This is a genomic window from Mesorhizobium sp. M0040 (assembly GCF_040323505.1).
GTDB lineage: Bacteria > Pseudomonadota > Alphaproteobacteria > Rhizobiales > Rhizobiaceae > Mesorhizobium.
The window spans coordinates 1-17963 of sequence record NZ_JAMYVA010000049.1 but is presented as its reverse complement, the minus strand read 5'-3'; the positions used below and the strand labels follow the sequence as shown (position 1 = coordinate 17963).

The window sequence follows — 17963 nt, the reverse complement described above, 5'->3', positions numbered from 1 at the left end:
GTCTACCCCAGCAATCGGGTATCGATAGGATGCGTTGTGACCTCAACGATGTGGATGCCGTCGCGCGCCAGCAAATCTGGGTTGAAGAGATAGTTCCTTGTAAACGGGACGATCACACAGGGGACTTCCATAACGGCGTGCTTGGCTGTGGCGATAAAATCCGTGCCGAGCCGCTGCGTCGTGGCTGTATCGTGCTTCCAGTCATCAGATAATTCCAGAGATGCAACGGTAACGCCGTCCGGCACTTCGATTTCCAGAAGCTGATAGGTCTGGGGCAGGTCTTCCGCGTCCACATGCACCAGAATTTCGAGAAGCGCTGTAGCTGGATGATCGGCGCAGTAGACGATCGGTGTCCCCATGACATGCCAACGGCCGGCGCTGACCATGCCACCGGCGCCGGAGAGATCGGCGTAGCTGGAAATGCGCCACAGCCGCATATGTGTTAGGCGAGAATGCCGTAATCGATGCGATGGAGCTCTTCTTCCACCAGGACGGCACCCGTCTCGGACTGCAAGAGGTTGATCGGTATCTCGTTGAGCACTCTGCTGCGCTTGCGCAACCAACGCTGCGCCTTTTCATGACTGCCGAAAACCCGGTCCGCCATCGCTGAAACCCGCTCAAGTCGCTGGACGCGGTCGGATTCGGTGATCGTCAGAGTCTCGTTTCGCTCTTTACGACGCGCCAGGGTCCGTCGCGGGCCGACGATCTTGTAGATTTCATCACTACTGAAGCCCCGTTGACGGAGCCCTTCGACCCTGGTGACATGAACAAGAAACCGTTCCGTCGCGGTATCGGGAATTGCGGCGTCGGCGGGATCGGCTTCTGGGCGAACCTTGGTATGCAGACTAGACATGAGCTGGCTCCGCTGCCACTTGCCCCTAAATATAGGCGCAAGTGGCACATCATGCAAGGAAAACCACGACAACAAACTAACGACCATGATGCCCCGACAGGAAACCGCCGAGAGTTCGGGCTTTTCAACATCGCCTGTGTCGGTTAAAAGCCCAGCCATGACGAGCTTTTCGCGCCTTCTCGCGACTGCGATACGAATTACAGGCCCGGTGTTCCGGGCGGCCTGACCGCCGCCGGAGCCGCCGGGAATCTTGCGCGCGGCCTCTCGCGCTTTTTCCAGATCATGATAGTTCAACGCCCGGGCTCTTTTGCCGCCGGCAACGCATATGGCAGACGAATGACTGATACCGAGACCGCCGAGACGATCGATTATTCCAAAACGCTCTACCTGCCGCAGACGGATTTCCCGATGCGCGCCGGGTTGCCGGAAAAGGAACCGCTGCTGGTCAAGCGCTGGCAGGACATGGACCTTTACCGCAAGTTGCGCGAAGACGCAGCCGGTCGCGAAAAATACGTGCTGCACGACGGCCCGCCCTATGCGAATGGCAACATCCATATCGGCCATGCGCTGAACAAGATCCTCAAGGACGTCATCACCCGCTCATTCCAGATGCGCGGCTATGACTCGAACTATGTACCCGGTTGGGATTGCCACGGCCTGCCGATCGAATGGAAGATCGAGGAGCAGTACCGCGCCAAGGGCAAGAACAAGGACGAGGTGCCGGTCAACGAGTTCCGGCAGGAATGCCGTGAGTTTGCGGCGCACTGGATCAAGGTGCAGGGTTCCGAATTCCAGCGCCTCGGCGTTATCGGCGACTTCGACAATCCCTATACGACGATGGCTTTCCACGCCGAGGCGCGGATCGCCGGCGAGCTGCTGAAATTCGCCATGTCCGGCCAGCTCTATCGCGGCTCCAAGCCGGTGATGTGGAGCGTGGTCGAGCGCACCGCGCTGGCCGAGGCGGAGGTCGAATACCAGGACTATGAGTCGGACACGATCTGGGCGAAGTTTCCGGTCGTCAGCCTCGCTCGCAAGGTCATCAACATCGAGGATGGGCAGCCAGCCCTGGATCCCAAGCTGACGCAGACGTCGCTCGATCTGCTTGATGCCAACGTCGTCATCTGGACGACGACGCCGTGGACAATCCCCGGCAATCGCGCCGTCAATTACTCGCCGCGCATCAACTATGGTCTCTACGAGGTTACCGCGACCGAGAACGCCTTTGGTCCTCAGCCCGGCGAAAAGCTGATCTTTGCCGAGAAGCTTGCGGACGACGCTGCCGCGAAGGCCAAGGTCACTCTGAATCGGCTTCGCAGCGTTGGCGCCGAAGAGCTTGAAAACCTTACGCTTTCGCATCCCCTCAAAGCTCTGGGCGGGGGCTACGATTTTCCCGTGCCGATGCTCGCCGGCGATCACGTCACCGACGATGCCGGCACCGGTTTCGTCCACACCGCGCCGGGACATGGCCGCGAAGACTTCGACGCCTGGATGGATGCTGCCTCTGATCTTCGCCAGCGTGGCATCGACACCGCGATCCCCTTCACCGTCGACGATGCCGGCTTCTTCACCAAGGACGCGCCGGGCTTCGGCCCGGACCGCGAGGGTGGAGCGGCGCGCGTCATCGACGACAATGGCAAGAAGGGCAACGCCAACCAGGCTGTCATCGACGAGCTGATCAAGCGCAACGCGCTGTTCGCGCGCGGCCGCCTGAAGCACTCCTATCCGCATTCCTGGCGCTCGAAGAAGCCGATCATCTTCCGCAACACGCCGCAATGGTTCGTCTATATGGACAAGGAGCTTGGCGACGGGACGACGCTGCGCAGCCGCGCCCTGAAAGCCATCGACGATACCCGCTTCGTGCCCGCCGCCGGCCAGAACCGCATCCGCGCCATGATCGAGGAGCGCCCCGACTGGGTGCTGTCGCGCCAGCGCGCCTGGGGCGTACCGATCGCCGTCTTTGCCGATGCCGACGGCAATGTGCTGCGCGACGAGGCAGTCAACCAGCGCATCATGGACGCCTTCGAGAAAGAAGGCGCCGACGCCTGGTTCGCCGCCGGCGCCAAGGAGCGGTTCCTCGGCAATCACGATGCCTCGAAATGGCAGCAGGTCATGGACATCCTCGATGTCTGGTTCGATTCAGGCTCGACGCATGCCTTCACGCTTGAGGACCGGCCCGACCTGAAATGGCCGGCCGACGTCTATCTCGAAGGCTCCGACCAGCATCGCGGCTGGTTCCACTCCTCGCTGCTCGAAAGCTGCGGCACCAGGGGCAGGGCACCCTACGACACCGTCGTCACCCATGGCTTCACCATGGATGAGGAGGGGCGGAAAATGTCGAAGTCGCTCGGCAACACCGTCGTGCCGCAGGACGTCATCAGGCAGTCCGGCGCCGACATCTTGCGGCTGTGGGTGGTGACGACCGATTATTGGGAAGACCAGCGGCTCGGCAAGAACGTGCTGCAGACCAATATCGACGCCTACCGCAAGCTGCGCAACACCATCCGCTGGATGCTGGGCACGCTCGCCCATGACGACGGTGAGGAGGTGCCGCTAGACAAGATGCCGGAGCTGGAGCGGCTGATGCTGCACCGGCTCGCTGAACTCGATGAAGTCGTACGCTCGGGCTACGACGCGTTCGAATTCAAGCGCATCACCCGCGCGCTGCTCGACTTCATGGTGGTCGAGCTGTCGGCCTTCTATTTCGACATCCGCAAGGACGCGCTTTACTGCGAAGCGCCTTCCAGCGTGAAGCGCAAGGCTTCCGTGCAGGTGGTGCGCCATCTCTTCGACTGCCTGGTGAAATGGCTGGCGCCGATGCTGCCCTTCACCATGGAAGAGGCTTGGCTCGACCGTCATCCGGATGCGGTCTCCCTGCATCTCGACCAGTTCCCGGAGATCCCGGCGGACTGGAAGAACGAGGCGCTGGCGGAAAAGTGGCGCAAGGTGCGGCAGGTCCGCCGTGTCGTCACCGGGGCGTTGGAAATCGCCCGTGCGCAGAAGGTCATCGGCTCTTCGCTGGAAGCGGTGCCGGTCGTCACCCTCGACGATGCCGTGCTCGAAGCGGCGATCGCCGATGTCGACATGGCCGAGACGGCGATCACCAGCGATCTGGTTATCATGCACGGCAATGCGCCGGCGGGCAGCTTTACCCTCGACGACGTCAAGGGCGTCGCCGTGGTCGTCGAGAAGGCGGAGGACCGTGGCCTGGTGAAGTGCGCGCGCTCCTGGCGCTACACCGCCGATGTCGGCTCAGATCCGGAATTCCCGGATGTTTCGGCCCGTGACGCCGCTGTTCTGCATGAGCTGAAGGCTTTGAGCCGTCTTTGAGGCGGTGCACAAATGCCACGGCGGGGGCCGATCGGCCCTCGCGCGTTGCCCTTAACGAGTGGTTGAGGTAAACACGCGAAACTCCGGACGACAAATTGTCGCCGGAATTCCGTCGGAAGAGCATAGGCGATGGGGACCGGACCTTTCTTTGGCCGGCGGCAATCGAGAGGCTGTCTACAGTGGGACTTTTTGGCATGACCGAGAGAACTTACGCGCGCGTTGCGCTGCTGGCGCCGCTTGTCGTATCGGGCCTCGCTTTGTCCGGCTGCATGGGCTCGCCCACTTACGGGACCGACAAGACCGCGGGCGCGCAGCTTGCCGGCGACCTCACCGGGGCTTTTTCCTTCGCACCCAAGCGCAAGGATAGTATCGACTACAAGCCGCGCCCCACGCTGGTGAAGCCAGGGCCGGGGCAGAAGGAAGTCTTGCCGCCGCCGCAGGAAAGCATCGAGACGGCGAGCGCCGAATGGCCCGAATCGCCGGAGCAGCGCCGTGCCCGCCTGCGCGCCGATGCCACCCTGCATCAGGACGATCCGGCCTACCAGGCGCAGGTCATCGATGACGTGCAGACGGATCCGGCGTCGGTCAAGGCCGCGCTGAAGCAGTCGGGCTCGAGCCACCCGCCAGCCTGGACTCCGGCCGATTCGGACAAGAGCCGCGCCGCGGAAATCATGCGCCGCCGGGCTGAAGGCAAACAGGGCGACCCGACCACCCGCAGATATCTGAGCGAGCCGCCGGTGCAATACCGCGCTGCCGCCGCCACCGCGCCGCAGGGTGACCTCGGCGAGGACGAGTACAAGAAGGAACGCCGCCTCAAGAGGGAGGCGGCCGCCAAGAGTAAGAGCGGCGGCATGTTCGACTGGCTGCCCTGGTAGGCTGACGGCGCCAGAGACGTCCTTGCCCTGGATTGGCTGGCTGGATTGGCTGACTTGGATTTGGACCGTCTGCCGGACCAGAAAATCAAGGTCCGCGTCGCTCGCGAAAAAAGTCCTTCAGCAATGCTGCTGCAGCGTTCTCGGCCATGCCCGGATAGATGTCGGGCACATGGTGGCAGGTCGGTGACGTGAAGAAGCGAACGCCGTTGACCACTGCGCCGCCCTTCTCGTCGGCAGCGCCGAAATAAAGCCGGCGCAGCCTGGCGAAGGAGATGGCGCCGGCGCACATGGCGCACGGCTCCAGCGTCACATAGAGATCGTGGCCGCTGAGCCGCTCGCTGGAAAGCTTGCGGCAGGCCTCGCGGATCGCCAGCATCTCGGCATGGGCGGTGGGATCGGCAAACTCGCGGGTGCGGTTGCCGGCACTCGCAACGACCGTATCGCCGCCGACGACGACCGCGCCAACCGGCACTTCGCCACGCAGGGCGGCGGCTTCGGCTTCTTTAAGCGCCAGCGCCATGAAATCCCGCCGCTTCACGCGGTTTCCATTCCGATTATCTCCTCGCCACTAGAGCGCGATCCTGGTACTACCCGCGCAAACGAGCAAAGGCCACATGGACGACAAAAACAAGAAATTCCCGCGCAAGGCCGGCCCGAAGCCGGCGGGGCCGCGTGGTCGCGATGGCGCTCCCGGCAAGGGTGGCAAGCCGTCCTTCGGCGCCAAAAAACCTTACGCTCCGCGCGGCGACCGGCCGGCGGCGGCCGAAGGCGAACGGCCGAAGCGCGACTTCAAAGGCGGCGACAGGCCGTTCAGCAAAGGGCCGCGTCCGGAAGGCAAGCCTTATGAACAGCGCGAGGGTCCACGCAAGCCTTATGCGCCGCGCGGCGACCGGCCGGCAGCTGCCGAAGGCGAGCGGCCGAAGCGCGACTTCAAAGGCGGCGACAAGCCGTTCAGCAAAGGGCCGCGTCCGGAGGGCACGCCTTATGAAAAGCGCGAAGGTCCGCGCAAGCCTTACGCACCGCGCGGCGACCGGCCAGCAGCTGCCGAAAGCGAGCGCGGTGAGAGGCGCTTCGACCGTCCCAAGCGTGATTTTGGCGATCGTCCCAAGCGTGATTTTGGCGGCAATCGACCGCAAGGGGCACAAAGGGCACAGGCGGCATCGGAAGGCGGCTTCAAGCCGCGCCCGCGTCGCGTCGAGGCGACGGAAGAAGCCGGCGAACGCATTGCCAAGCGGCTGGCGCGTGCCGGCCTGGCCTCGCGCCGCGACGCCGAGGAATTGATTGCGGCCGGCCGCGTCAAGGTCAATGGCAAGGTGTTGTCCTCGCCGGCCTTCAACGTCATGCCCGGCGACATCATCCATCTCGACGGCATGGAGATCCCGCCGATCGAGCGCACCAGGCTGTTCCTGTTCCACAAGCCGGCCGGCGTGGTCACGACAAACCGCGATCCCGAAGGCCGCAAGACCGTCTTCGACGTGCTGCCGCCCGGGCTGCCGCGGCTGATGACCATCGGCCGGCTCGACATCAACACCGAAGGCCTGCTGCTGCTCACCAATGATGGCGGCCTGTCGCGCGTGCTCGAACTGCCGGCGACCGGCTGGTTGCGACGCTACCGCGTGCGCGTCCACGGCAAGGTCGAGGAAAGCGCGCTTGCCGGCCTGCGCGAAGGCATTGCCGTCGACGGCGTCTTTTACGGCGCCATCGAAGCGACGCTCGACCGCGAGCAGGGCTCGAACGCCTGGCTGACACTCGGCCTGCGCGAAGGCAAGAACCGCGAGGTCAGGAACATCCTGGGCGCGCTCGGTCTCGACGTGACGCGGCTGATCCGTATTTCCTACGGGCCGTTCCAGCTCGACGATTTACCGGAAGGCCATGTGCTGGAGATCAAGGGCCGCGTGCTGCGCGACCAGCTCGGCGAGCGCCTGGTCGAAGAGTCCGGCGCCAATTTCGATGCCGATATCGCCAAGCCGTTTTCCAACAAGCCGGTCAGGCGTGAGCGCGAGGAGGAGCCCGAGCGGCCGAAATTCACCCGCGACGGCGAACGCCGGCCGATCGGCGAGGGCGGCCTGATCAAGAACCGCAAGCGGCGCGAGGGCAGCCGCGACGAAGCGCTCGGCAAGCTGTCGACAAGCCCTGACAGGAGCTTTGGGCCAAAAAAGAGCTTTGGCGAGCGTGGCCCCAGACCTGAACGCAGCGACTTCGGGGACAAACCCCGTGGCGACAAGCCTCGTGGCGGCTTCGGTGGGAAAAAATCCGAACGCGAGCAGCGGCCGATCGAGCCGCCGGGCCAGCGCAAGGCCAATGTCTGGATGGCGCCGGGCGCACGGCCGATCGGCAAGGGCAGGGCGGAGGCAGACGCCGCCAAGGCGGCAGAAAACAAGGCGCGCAAGGCATCGTTCAAGCCGTCTTACGGCAAGCCCGGCGGCAAGCCGCAAGGCGGCGGTGCAAAGCCGTTCGGCAAACCGCGCGGAGAGCGCCCGGATGGCGGTGGCGACCGGCCGCGCGGCGGCCCGAAAGGAAGCAATGCGGATCGTCGGCGGTGAGTTTCGCGGGCGTCCGCTGGCGACGCCCCGCACCTTTGCCATCCGCCCGACCACCGACCGCACGCGTGAGGCGGTCTTCAACGTGCTGGCGCATCGCTTTCCCGAAAGACTGGACGGCGTGCGCGTGCTCGACCTGTTCGCCGGCACCGGCGCGCTCGGCCTCGAAGCGCTGTCGCGCGGCGCCTCCTACGCTGTCTTCATCGAGGAATCCGCCGAAGGGCGCGGCCTGATCCGCACCAATGTCGAGGCCTTCGGCCTCACCGGCCGCACCAAGATTTTCCGCCGCGACGCGACGGGCTTGGGCGAGGCGGGCACCATCGCCGCATTCGGCCTGGTCTTCGCCGATCCGCCCTATGGCAAAGGCCTTGGCGAACGCGCGTTGCGCTCGGCCAAGGCCGGTGGCTGGCTCGCCCCCGGCGCGCTCTGCGTCGTCGAGGAAGCGGCGGCGGCGCCGTTCGAGGCAGGGTCGGGCTTTTCGGTTGTCGACGAGCGCAACTATGGCGAGACGGTCATCCGGTTCATCGAGGCCGCCTGAGTTCGGCTTCCACGATGGCGCCTTCAAAATGACGAACAATTCGTTTTGCCTCGACCAGCAACCCCGCCTATCGTCCCACTACAAACCGGAGCCATCTATGACATTTCAGGCTGAATGGCTGCGCGGAACGCTCTTGGGACTGGCTCTGGTGATGGCCGCGCCGGCTGTGGCGGATAACAATCCTGACGATGGCGTCGTCACCGATTTCCTGCTCGACAATGGCATGGAGGTCGTCGTCATCCCCGATCACCGCGCCCCCATCGTCACCCATATGGTCTGGTACAAGATCGGCAGCGCCGACGAGCCGCCGGGCAAGTCCGGCATTGCCCATTTCTTCGAGCATCTGATGTTCAAGGCGACCAGCAACCATGCGGCGGGCGAGCTCGACCGTGCCGTCGCCGCCATCGGCGGTTCGGACAACGCCTTCACCTCCTACGACTACACCGCCTTTCACGAGACGGTGGTGCCTCAGGCGCTCGGTGAGATGATGGGCTTCGAGGCCGACCGCATGCGCAGTCTCATCCTCAACGACGACGTCATCAAAACCGAGCGCGACGTCATCCTCGAGGAGCGCCGCTCGCGCATCGATAGCAATCCGCAGGCGGTGCTCGACGAGGAGATCGACGCCACGCTGTGGCAGAACCAGCCGTACCGCATTCCGGTCATCGGCTGGATGCAGGAGATGGAGAAGCTGAACCGCACCGACGCGATGGCCTTCTACAACAAATATTATACACCCAATAACGCCGTGCTGGTGGTGGCCGGCGATGTCGAGCCGAAAACGGTCAAGGCGCTGGCCGAAAAGACCTATGGCAAGATCGCGCGCGGCCCGGACTTGCCGCCGCGCATCCGCCCCGTCGAGCCCGAGCAGAACACCAGGCGCACGGTGACGCTGACCGACGGGCGCGTCAGCGTGCCGAGCTTTACCACGCAATGGGTGGTTCCGTCCTATCACACGGCAAAGCCCGGCGAAGCCGAAGCGCTCGACGTGCTGTCCGAAATCCTCGGCGGCGGCAACCGCAGCCGGCTCTACCAGGAGCTTGTCGTCAGGCAAGGCATCGCCGCCGAGGCCGGCGCCTTCTTCCAGGGCACCATGCTCGACGACACCAATTTCACCGTCTACGGCGCGCCGCGCGGCGATGCCAAGCTTGCCGACATCGAGGCCGCGGTCGACGCCGAGATCGCCCGCATCGCGAAAGACGGCGTCACCAGCGACGAGCTGGAAAAATCCAAGGACCGTTTCGTGCGCTCGATGATCTTTGCCCGCGACAAACAGGAGGACATGGCCAACATCTACGGCTCGACGCTCGCCACAGGCGGTAACGTGCAGGACGTCCAGCAATGGCCGGACCGCATCCGCAAGGTCACCGCCGACCAGGTCAAGGCGGTCGCTGCCCGCTATCTCAATCTCGACCACGCAACGACCGGCTATCTTCTGCCGCAAACCCAAGCTGGGAATTGATTTGATGATGAGCCAGCATGGTCCCGCTCTGTCTTCTCCCCTCGTGGGCTCCTCCCCTTCTCCCCCTGTGGGAGAAGGGGGCCGAGCGAAGCTCGGTCGGATGACGGGTGTTCCAGCTTGGCACCAACGGCACTCCGTCCAACACCCCTCAACCGTCTCGGCGCTTCGCGCCGATCCACCTTCTCCCACAAGGGGAGAAGGGAAGCGCCAGCACGCCGGCTCTCTTCTAGCAACCCTGTTCCTCTCCCTTCTCTTTGTCATCCTGCCGGCGCTTTCCGCTCGCGCCGCCATGAACATCCAGGAGGTGACCTCGTCGAAGGGCATTGCCGCCTGGCTGGTGGAGGATTATTCGGTGCCGATCGTCGCCATCCGCTTCGTCTTCGATGGCGGCGCGACACAGGATCCGCCCGGCAAGGAAGGGCTTGCCAATCTGATGAGCGGCCTGTTCGACGAAGGTGCCGGCAACCTCGACAGCGAGGCCTTCCAGATCAAGCTTGACGATGTCGGCGCCGAGATGAGCTTCGATGCGCAGCGCGACGGCATCTACGGCTCGATGCGCATGCTGGCCGAGCAGCGCGACGGCGCCTTCGACCTGTTGCGCGTGGCGGTCAACCAGCCGCGCTTCGACCAGGCGCCGATCGACCGCATCCGCTCGCAAATCCTGTCCGGCATCATCGCCAACGAGCGCGATCCCGATACGCTCGCCCAACGCAAATGGCTGGACGCGATCTACGGCAGGCATCCCTATGCGCGGCCCGACCAGGGCACCAGGCAAAGCATCGCGACGATCACGCCGGCCGATCTCAGCGCCTTCCACAAGGCAAGTTTCGCCCGTGACGGCCTGCATGTCGCGGTGGTCGGCGCCATCGACGCCGAGACGCTGAAGCAGAAGCTCGACCTGGTGTTCGGCAGCCTGCCGGAAAAGCAGGCGCTTACGCCCGTTCCCGACATCGACCTGAGGCTCGGCCAGCAGCTCGAGGTCGTTTACGACCAGCCGCAGGCCTCGCTGCAACTCGCCTATCCCGGCGTGAAGCGGAATGCGCCGGATTTCTTCGCCGCGGTGCTGATGAACGAGATCCTCGGCGGCGGCACCTTCACCTCGCGGCTGTTCGACGAGGTGCGCGAGAAGCGCGGCCTGGCCTACAGCGTCAGCTCCGACCTCGTCGACCACCAGCATTCCGAGGCGCTGTCCATCACCACCTCGACCCGCGCCGATAGGGCGGCCGAGACGCTGGCCGTGGTGCGCGACGTGGTCAAGCGCATGGCCGAGGAGGGGCCGACCGAAGCCGAGCTGGCGGCGACCAAGAAATACATGATCGGCGCCTATGCCATCAACAATCTGAATTCCTCGGGCGCGATCGCCTCAACGCTGGTCGAGATTCAGCTCGGCAAGCTCGGCATCGACTACATGCAGCGCCGCGCCGCCCTGATAAACGCGGTGACGTTGGACCAGGTGAAAGCGGTGGCGAAAAAGCTGCTCTCCGCCGAGCCGGCCGTCATGGTGGTCGGGCCGAAGCTCGGCGCGGCCAACAAGGGATGAGCCCACTTTTCCCGCACTGGCCTGCGCCGGTTGGCTCCCCCTTCTCCCCTTGTGGGAGAAGGTGTCGCCGAAGGCGACGGATGAGGGGTGCTCCAGCTTGGCATCGACCGAGCTCCGTCCAACACCCCTCAACCGTCTCGGCGCTCCGCGCCGATCCACCTTCTCCCACAAGGGGAGAAGGAAAGACGCGCCACGACCGCAAACTGCCGACAATCCGGGCGAGGGGGCATTTGCCCAAATTCGATAGCTCCGCCACGTGGGGCACCCAAAATGGCGCCTAGCTTCGGCATCGCCTTTGGCGGCGGCGGGGCGCGTGGGCTGGCGCATATCCATGTCATCGAGGCGCTGGACGAGCTGGGCATAAGGCCGGCAGCAATCGCCGGCTCGTCGATCGGCGCCATCATGGGCGCCGGCATGGCCTCGGGCATGACCGGCAAGGACATCCACGACTATACGCGCTCGATCCTCGGCCGCCGCGCCGAAGTGGCGACGCGCATGTGGCGGGCGCGGCCCGGCACTTTTGCCGAGGCGATGCAGGGCGGCCTGCGGGTCAGCCAGTTCAATGTCGAGCGCATCCTCAAGGCGTTCCTGCCCGACGCCATTCCCGAAACCTTCGCCGAATTGAAGATACCGCTGAAGGTGACGGCAACGGACTTTTATGGCCACCAGCTCGCCGTGTTCGACGAAGGCGAGCTGCATTCGGCGCTGGCCGCTTCGGCGGCGATCCCGGCGGTGTTCCGTCCGGTGATGCGCGACGGCAGGCTGCTGATCGACGGCGGCATCTACAATCCCGTGCCGTTCGACCTGATCGAGCTCGACGCCGACATCATCATCGCCGTCGACGTGGTCGGCGCGCCAACCGAGGCCGGCCGCAAATTTCCGACCTCCGTCGACCTGATGTTCGGCGCCACGCAGCTGATGATGCAGTCGATCATCGCCAGCAAGCTGAACCAGAGCCGGCCCGACATATTGATCAGGCCGGCCGTTTCGAAATACCGGGTGCTCGATTTCATGAAGGTCGAGGCGCTGATGGCCGAGACGGTGGCGATCAAGGACGAGCTGAAGCGCGAGATCGAGAAGGCGGTCGAGGCCCGGGCCAAAGCCGAAGCCATCAAGCGCACCAACCGTCTCGGCGGATGACTGTAATCAAGCGTCCGGCGTCAGCGCCCGCTGGACCATGAGCGTATCCTTCGTAAGTGGCGCGGATCAGCTCGCGATTGGCGGCCATCTCAGCCCCACTTCATCTCGCCGGTGGCAACCTTGGAGCCGATGTCGAGCGCGACGCCCATGCCGAGGCCGGGGAAGCGGGCTTCCATGGCGCTCTTCAGCGCGGCAGCGTCTTTGGCCTTGGCCAATTCTTCCTCGAACGCGACGAGATAGGTCTTGGTGTGCTCGACGCCCGAAAGGTCGGTTGCCGCCTCAGGCGTCATGTGCCCGGGCACGACAATCGCCGGCTTGCGCGCCGCGATCTTTTCGAGATTGGCGAGCCAGGCGGCGCGCAGTTCCCTGGTCGGCGTGTCGGCGGTCCAGACATGCACGCCGGCAAAGATCATCACCCCGCCGAACACCGCATTCAGCGACGGCACGAAGAGATAGCGCCGGTTGGCGAGGCCTTCCGCGGCGACGATCTCGATGGTCTCGCCATCGACGCTGAGCGTCTTGCCGTCGAATGCTTCGGGGATGACGACGTCGACTAGCGCCTGCGGGCCATTCTCCTTGAGCTGCGGCCCCCAGACGGCGAGCTTCTTTTCGACATTGCCGTTGATGGCGGCCACCGTCTCGGCCGCGGCGATCACCCGTGCCTGCGGGAACGCCTGCTTGATCGGCTTGAGGCCGAAATAATAGTCCGGGTCGGACTGGCTGACATAGATGGTGGTGAGCGTCTTGCCGGTCGCCTTGATCGCCTCGGCCACGGCCCGGCCGTCCGGGTAAGTGAAACCGCCATCGATCAGCACGGCTTCGGCGGCGCCGGAGACCAGCACCGGGGCGCGGAAGAAGCCGTTTTGCCCGGCGGGGAAATGTTTCCAGGAAAGCCCGCCTGCCGCATGGCCAAGCCCGGCGGGAGCAAAGACCGCGGCAGCGCCGGCGGCGAGGGTGGTTTTCATGATGGCTCTCCGTGTGAACATGGATGTCTCCTGGGAATGCGGAACTCGGCGGCGCGCAGCCTCGATGCCCGCAAGATGGCAAAAGCGGAATGCGTATTGAAGGCCGACAAAATAGACGTAATGTATGCCATTGCCTGACAATGAGACTGCCTCTGCCATGAGAGAAGCATGAACCTGAACCGGCTGGCCTATTTCGCGGCGGTGGTCGATGCCGGCTCGTTCACGCGGGCCGCCGAGCGGCTGGGCATCACCAAGGCGGTGGTCAGCCAGCAGGTGGCGCGGCTGGAGCGCGATGTCGGAACGACGCTGCTGATCCGCACGACGCGGCGCGTCCATCCGACCGAGGCCGGCCGAACGTTCCATGCCCGCTGCCTGCAGGTCCTGCAGCAGGCCGAGGATGCATTCGACGAGCTCGCGCAGGCCGCCGCCGAGCCGACTGGCACGCTGCGCATCGCCGCGTCCAACGACTACGGCACATCGGCGGTGGTGCCGGTGGTCGCCGCCTTCAGCGCGCGCTATCCCGCCTGCCGGGTGGAGCTGACACTGGGCGACGAGACGATCGACCTGGTTTCCGGCCACATCGACGTGGCCATCCGCGTCGGCTGGCTGGCCGATTCCAGCCTGCAGGCCCGGCGCATCGGCACCTTCCAACAATTCATGGTATGCGGCGCCGGCTTTGCAGGCCGGTTCACCGCCGGCGAACCGCAAGACCTCGCCGGGCTGCCCTTCGTCGCCAACATGGCGCTGCGCGAACCGCTGCTATGGCAATTTTCGCGCGGCGATGACGAGCAGCAGGCCGTGCGCATGCAGGCAACGATTTCGATCGACGCAACGCCGGCAGTGCTGGCAGCGGTCCGCACCGGCGCCGGCCTGTCGGTGCTGCCGGACTTTTTGGTGCGGGACGAACTGGCCGCCGGGCGGCTGGTGCAGATCCTGCCCGAGTGGCGGCTGCCCTCCGGCGGCATCTATACAGTCTACCCCGCCGCCCGCTTCCGCCCGCCCAAGGTGACGAGGTTTGTCGAGATGCTGATCGCGGCCGAGCAGAAGCTGGAGGCAGGCGGGCGGGGGCGCTGATGGGCGAAGCTGCGATCTCCCCCCTTGAGGGGGAGATGGCCGGCAGGCCAGAGGGGGTCGGTTCGACCGGGCGCGGCCTGCCTCTTGCGTCGGTAGGGGTTGGCGCATTACGCGAGACGCCCCCCTCAGCCCAGCCGGGCATCTCCCCCTCAAGGGGGGAGATTGGCTGTCATCACGGCTTGCCCATCCCAGCCGCATACTCCAGCGCCACCACGCCGTTGCTGAATTGCCTGGCCGAAATCAGCTCGAGCGGCAATTGCGCGCCGGGCGGGAACAGCAGCTTGCCCTGGCCGACGGCACCGGGGTAGCTGAGCAGCCTGATGCGGTCGACCAGGCCGTGGCGCAGCAATTCCTGCGCGACGCTGAGGCTGCCATGCACATAGATGTTGCCGCCGCTGCCTTGCTTCAGCCCTCTGACCGCGTCCGGCAACGCGCCCTGCAGCAGCTCGGCCGGCTGCCAGTCGAGCGCCTGCAAGCTGGTCGAGGCGACATATTTCGGCAGCGCGTTGAACCGGTCGGCGAAGTCTCCGGTCTCCTTGGGCCACGAGCCGGCAAAGATCTCATAGGTCGTGCGCCCCAACAGCATGGCGCCGCTGTCGGCAAGCTCGTCGTCCTTGAACTTTTGCATCTCATCGTTCCAGGCCACGCTCGGCAGCTTCTCGACCTCGGCAATGCCATCGACGCTGATGAATTCGGTGATGATGAGTTTTCTCATGGCGGGTTCCTTTCTGGCAGGGCCGAATGGCGCGGGCCTTATGCGACATGCGCCGTCAACTAGCGCGGCGCTTTTTCAGGGGGAGGGTTTTCCCTGTTCGCTTCCAAAGACCGATACCGTGGGAAAAGCTTCTCCGACCTGCCCGTCGTTCGGTCATGCCACAAGGTCCGCATCGGGGGCCGGTCTTTTTTGCCGATTGGATCTGGGTTTAGTTACGGGCTGGCTACAGGTGGGCAATACCGGCTTTCAGCAGTCCTTCGCGGACGTGCTGCACATCAGACTCCTGGGCAAAGTGCAGGGTGGCGATAAATGAATCGAGGTCGAATTGGGGATCGAGCGTTCTGATCTTGCCTAGATGCGCCGCGGCCGCGATTTCGTCGCCGAGCCAGCCGTAGCAGCCAGCGGCGAAAGCGTGCTGAGCCGAGTCCATGGTTGACAGATGCATGAAAGCTTCGATCGCCTCGCCATACTGGCGCGCGGCGAAATGCGCCTTTCCCAGATGGCTCCAGAACCTCTCCGGGTGGTGCGGGTTCAATTGCATTGCCTTGCGGATCCACTCAATTCCCTCTTCCGGCCTCCCGAGCCACGTCAATAATTCGCCTTGCTGCACCACCACGAGGTCGTAATTGGGATTGAGGGCGAGGGCGCGCTCTTGATGGTAGCGCGCAGTGGTCAGCTCATTGTTGTTCACGTTCACTGCCGCGAGAATGCGGTGGACATCGGCATCGTTGTTGTCCAGCGCCAGCGCCCTGTCCAGCGCTGCCATGATGTTGTTCCAGACCGCATCCCTGTCTTCGCACCAGTTATGGACCCAGGCCTGGCCAAGAATGCAGGCCCGCCAGGCATGGGCATGGGCATAATCGGGGTCGAGCGTGACGGCCCTTTCTATCAAGGTTTGCGCGCGTTCATTATCCGCAACCGTGCTTCGGTGATGCAGCACCTTGGCAGCAAGCACACATTCATACGCGGCCATGTTTGCAGGTTTCGCCCGCGCGAGCTGGTCCCGCTGAGCCGCCTCGACACGACCGGGCAGCGTGGCTGCGATCGCCGCGGTCACCTCATCCTGAATCGCGAATATGTCGTCTAGCTTCCGGTCATACTTGTCTGCCCAAATATGAGCGTCGTTCGCCGTGTCGATGAGCTGAACCGTCACGCGCACCCTGTCGCCGATCTTGCGGACGCTTCCCTCCACCAGGTATTGGACGGTGAGTTTCTCGGCCACCTCGCGCACATTCACGGCGCGGTTCTTGTAGACGAAGCTGGAATTGCGCGAGATGACGAACAGCTCATGGTGGCGGGACAGTTCGGTGATGATGTCCTCGGTCAGTCCGTCCGCGAAAAATTCCTGCTCGGGGTCGCCGCTCATGTTGGTGAATGGCAGCACCACTATCGAAGGTTTCGAGATGGATCGCTTTGCCTCGACTTCCGGCAGGGCAGGACTATCAAACCCAACGCGATAGAGGCGAACCGGGCGGCTGATGTTCTTTAACGTCTTCTCGCCCAGGTCCTCCATGGCAATTTCGAGACGGTCGGCAATTTGGGTCGCCACCGCTGCGGTCACGCAGATACCGCCGACGTCGGCGAGTTGCTCGATGCGCGAGGCAATATTGACGCCGTCGCCGAAAATATCCTCATCGTCGAAAATGATGTCGCCGAGATTTATGCCGATCCTGAATTCGATACGCCGTTCTTGCGGCACATCCGAATTGCGCCGTTTCATGCGCTGTTGGATTTCCACGGCGCATTTCACGGCATCGGTCACGCTCTGGAACTCAACGAGCATGCCGTCTCCGGTGGTCTTGATGATCCGGCCCTTGTTCTTCGCGATGGCGGGATCGACCAGTTCTATGCGATGGGTCCGAAGACGTGCGAGCGTGCCGGATTCGTCGGCCTCCATTAGCCGACTGTAGCCCGCCATATCGGCAGCCAGAATTGCGGCTAGTCTCTGTTCCATCGCTTGAACCAAAAACCAAGCCTATCCTTCCTGGGCTGCCAAATCCAGCAATTTGGGCTTGTGGCTGAATCAAGACGTCTTCTACCGCAGCAGCAAGAAAGGGCGGATCAGAACCTTCCGCCTTCCGCCAGGTGGCTGCGAACTTGATCGCATCAATCGCGGGAGGGATCCGCGCGGCGTCAAGCTCGTCGAGGCGATATATTTCAGCAGCGCGTTGAACCGGTCGGCGAAATCTCCGGTTTCCTTGGGCCACGAGCCGGCAAAAATCTCATAGGTCGTGCGCCCCAAAGCATGGCGCCGCTGTCGGCAAGCTCGTCGTCCTGATTTCATCATTCCAGGTCACGCCCGGCAGCTTCTCGACCTCGGCGATGCCATCGACGCTGATGAATTCGGTGACGATGAGTTTGGTATAGCGGGCTCCTGATGGTCGGGGGACGGATGGCGCGGGCGTTTTGCGACCGCTCCGTGAAAAAAATATCGCGGCGGCTTGTTGTTTTAGCCGATTTCGGACACAAATGCCGGCGGCCGGATGGCCGGGCCGTTTGATGATGCAGTCGATCTCGCCAATAATGGCGGCTCCTCATTCGCCTGCCTGACGCGGTCGATCACCGCCTCAACTTGATTTTGAGAACGGCCGCTCGACCCACCCCGACCTCTTCTCGAAGGTGAATGTCACCGTGTGCTGCGCTCAGCCTATTGGACACGCACGGTGTTAGTCTTGACAACCTGCGGGTAGGCGAGCTCTCTATGACAAGAGCTTAGCAACCACGATTCCCTCACGAAATTTTTATGAATCTTGCCTCTTCTACTGAAGAACCCCTTTCCCTGGAAGTTGAAGACAGCAAGACTAACTTTCTGTCGCCGCTTCTCGTTGATGAGAACGAACATGAAGTAATCGCGGAAGCGGTGGCCACCTGAGATGTGGCGGCGATGTTCGAACATCTGGCCGGCTGGCTGTCCTCCGATAGGATGAAGAACGG

The 17963-nt window shown here is 63.8% G+C and carries 15 protein-coding genes; 8 read left to right on the top strand and 7 right to left on the bottom strand.

What is annotated here, in order from left to right:
* Positions 1-2 precede the first annotated feature (2 nt).
* Both NKJ91_RS27670 and NKJ91_RS27665 read right to left on the bottom strand, forming a co-directional pair.
* Positions 3-437 (bottom strand): RES family NAD+ phosphorylase, encoded by a 435-nt coding sequence (locus NKJ91_RS27670; RefSeq protein ID WP_023674343.1) that lies wholly within the window; start codon positions 435-437, stop codon positions 3-5.
* A 5-nt stretch (positions 438-442) separates the two neighbouring features.
* Positions 443-1147 (bottom strand): Xre family toxin-antitoxin system antitoxin, encoded by a 705-nt coding sequence (locus NKJ91_RS27665; protein ID WP_352458055.1) that lies wholly within the window; start codon positions 1145-1147, stop codon positions 443-445.
* Between the two features lie 42 nt (positions 1148-1189).
* Here NKJ91_RS27665 and ileS point away from each other — a divergent pair, with 42 nt between their 5' ends.
* Both ileS and NKJ91_RS27655 read left to right on the top strand, forming a co-directional pair.
* Positions 1190-4180: an isoleucine--tRNA ligase gene (ileS, locus tag NKJ91_RS27660; RefSeq protein WP_352458054.1), complete on the top strand. Its 2991-nt coding sequence runs from the start codon at positions 1190-1192 to the stop codon at positions 4178-4180.
* 194 nt (positions 4181-4374) lie between these two features.
* A complete protein-coding gene (locus tag NKJ91_RS27655) occupies positions 4375-5055 on the top strand; it encodes a hypothetical protein (RefSeq protein WP_352458053.1) in 681 nt (226 codons plus the stop codon).
* An 85-nt stretch (positions 5056-5140) separates the two neighbouring features.
* On the opposite strand, the gene NKJ91_RS27650 is transcribed toward NKJ91_RS27655, so the two are convergent.
* Positions 5141-5593 (bottom strand): nucleoside deaminase, encoded by a 453-nt coding sequence (locus NKJ91_RS27650; RefSeq protein ID WP_352458052.1) that lies wholly within the window; start codon positions 5591-5593, stop codon positions 5141-5143.
* Positions 5594-5669: 76 nt separating this feature from the next.
* Here NKJ91_RS27650 and NKJ91_RS27645 point away from each other — a divergent pair, with 76 nt between their 5' ends.
* The 5 genes from NKJ91_RS27645 (at position 5670) to NKJ91_RS27625 (ending at position 12275) form a co-directional block, all read left to right on the top strand.
* On the top strand, positions 5670-7598 hold the full coding sequence (locus NKJ91_RS27645; RefSeq protein ID WP_352458051.1) for a pseudouridine synthase: 1929 nt from the start codon (positions 5670-5672) through the stop codon (positions 7596-7598).
* On the top strand, positions 7579-8133 hold the full coding sequence (rsmD, locus tag NKJ91_RS27640) for a 16S rRNA (guanine(966)-N(2))-methyltransferase RsmD (RefSeq protein ID WP_352458074.1): 555 nt from the start codon (positions 7579-7581) through the stop codon (positions 8131-8133). The genes NKJ91_RS27645 and rsmD overlap by 20 nt, the downstream gene beginning before the upstream one ends.
* Before the next feature lie 97 nt (positions 8134-8230).
* Positions 8231-9595 carry a M16 family metallopeptidase gene (locus NKJ91_RS27635; RefSeq protein WP_352458050.1) on the top strand — a complete coding sequence of 455 codons (1365 nt, stop codon included), beginning with the start codon at positions 8231-8233 and terminating at the stop codon, positions 9593-9595.
* Between the two features lie 289 nt (positions 9596-9884).
* On the top strand, positions 9885-11135 hold the full coding sequence (locus tag NKJ91_RS27630; protein ID WP_352458049.1) for a M16 family metallopeptidase: 1251 nt from the start codon (positions 9885-9887) through the stop codon (positions 11133-11135).
* Positions 11136-11405: 270 nt separating this feature from the next.
* Positions 11406-12275, top strand: a complete 870-nt coding sequence (locus NKJ91_RS27625) for a patatin-like phospholipase family protein (protein WP_352458048.1) — start codon at positions 11406-11408, stop codon at positions 12273-12275.
* 89 nt (positions 12276-12364) lie between these two features.
* Here NKJ91_RS27625 and NKJ91_RS27620 read toward each other — a convergent pair whose 3' ends face one another.
* Positions 12365-13261, bottom strand: coding sequence for an MBL fold metallo-hydrolase (locus tag NKJ91_RS27620; RefSeq protein ID WP_352458047.1), 897 nt, complete (start codon positions 13259-13261; stop codon positions 12365-12367).
* A 147-nt stretch (positions 13262-13408) separates the two neighbouring features.
* Between NKJ91_RS27620 and NKJ91_RS27615 the strand changes: the two genes are divergently transcribed.
* The gene (locus tag NKJ91_RS27615) at positions 13409-14314 is read left to right on the top strand and encodes a LysR family transcriptional regulator (RefSeq protein WP_352458046.1); all 906 of its coding nucleotides are present in this window, start codon (positions 13409-13411) and stop codon (positions 14312-14314) included.
* Positions 14315-14486: 172 nt separating this feature from the next.
* Here the strand turns inward: NKJ91_RS27615 and NKJ91_RS27610 are convergent, their stop codons facing one another.
* From NKJ91_RS27610 to NKJ91_RS27600, 3 genes are all read right to left on the bottom strand, one after another.
* Complete coding sequence (locus NKJ91_RS27610) at positions 14487-15029, bottom strand: dihydrofolate reductase family protein (protein ID WP_352458045.1); 543 nt, start codon at positions 15027-15029, stop codon at positions 14487-14489.
* A 223-nt stretch (positions 15030-15252) separates the two neighbouring features.
* On the bottom strand, positions 15253-16983 hold the full coding sequence (locus NKJ91_RS27605; RefSeq protein ID WP_352458044.1) for an adenylate/guanylate cyclase domain-containing protein: 1731 nt from the start codon (positions 16981-16983) through the stop codon (positions 15253-15255).
* Positions 16984-17676: 693 nt separating this feature from the next.
* Positions 17677-17963, bottom strand: a 287-nt coding sequence (locus NKJ91_RS27600; RefSeq protein ID WP_352458043.1) for a hypothetical protein, incomplete at its 5' end; no start/stop codon positions are given.

Coding starts and splice junctions, on each gene's coding strand:
- rsmD (WP_352458074.1), top strand. CDS start 7,579: ATGCGGATCGTCGGCGGTGAGTTTCGCGGGCGTCCGCTGGCGACGCCC.
- NKJ91_RS27635 (WP_352458050.1), top strand. CDS start 8,231: ATGACATTTCAGGCTGAATGGCTGCGCGGAACGCTCTTGGGACTGGCT.
- NKJ91_RS27605 (WP_352458044.1), bottom strand. CDS start 16,983: ATGGAACAGAGACTAGCCGCAATTCTGGCTGCCGATATGGCGGGCTAC.
- NKJ91_RS27625 (WP_352458048.1), top strand. CDS start 11,406: ATGGCGCCTAGCTTCGGCATCGCCTTTGGCGGCGGCGGGGCGCGTGGG.
- NKJ91_RS27670 (WP_023674343.1), bottom strand. CDS start 437: ATGCGGCTGTGGCGCATTTCCAGCTACGCCGATCTCTCCGGCGCCGGT.
- NKJ91_RS27655 (WP_352458053.1), top strand. CDS start 4,375: ATGACCGAGAGAACTTACGCGCGCGTTGCGCTGCTGGCGCCGCTTGTC.
- NKJ91_RS27645 (WP_352458051.1), top strand. CDS start 5,670: ATGGACGACAAAAACAAGAAATTCCCGCGCAAGGCCGGCCCGAAGCCG.
- NKJ91_RS27610 (WP_352458045.1), bottom strand. CDS start 15,029: ATGAGAAAACTCATCATCACCGAATTCATCAGCGTCGATGGCATTGCC.
- ileS (WP_352458054.1), top strand. CDS start 1,190: ATGACTGATACCGAGACCGCCGAGACGATCGATTATTCCAAAACGCTC.
- NKJ91_RS27620 (WP_352458047.1), bottom strand. CDS start 13,261: ATGTTCACACGGAGAGCCATCATGAAAACCACCCTCGCCGCCGGCGCT.
- NKJ91_RS27630 (WP_352458049.1), top strand. CDS start 9,885: ATGAACATCCAGGAGGTGACCTCGTCGAAGGGCATTGCCGCCTGGCTG.
- NKJ91_RS27615 (WP_352458046.1), top strand. CDS start 13,409: ATGAACCTGAACCGGCTGGCCTATTTCGCGGCGGTGGTCGATGCCGGC.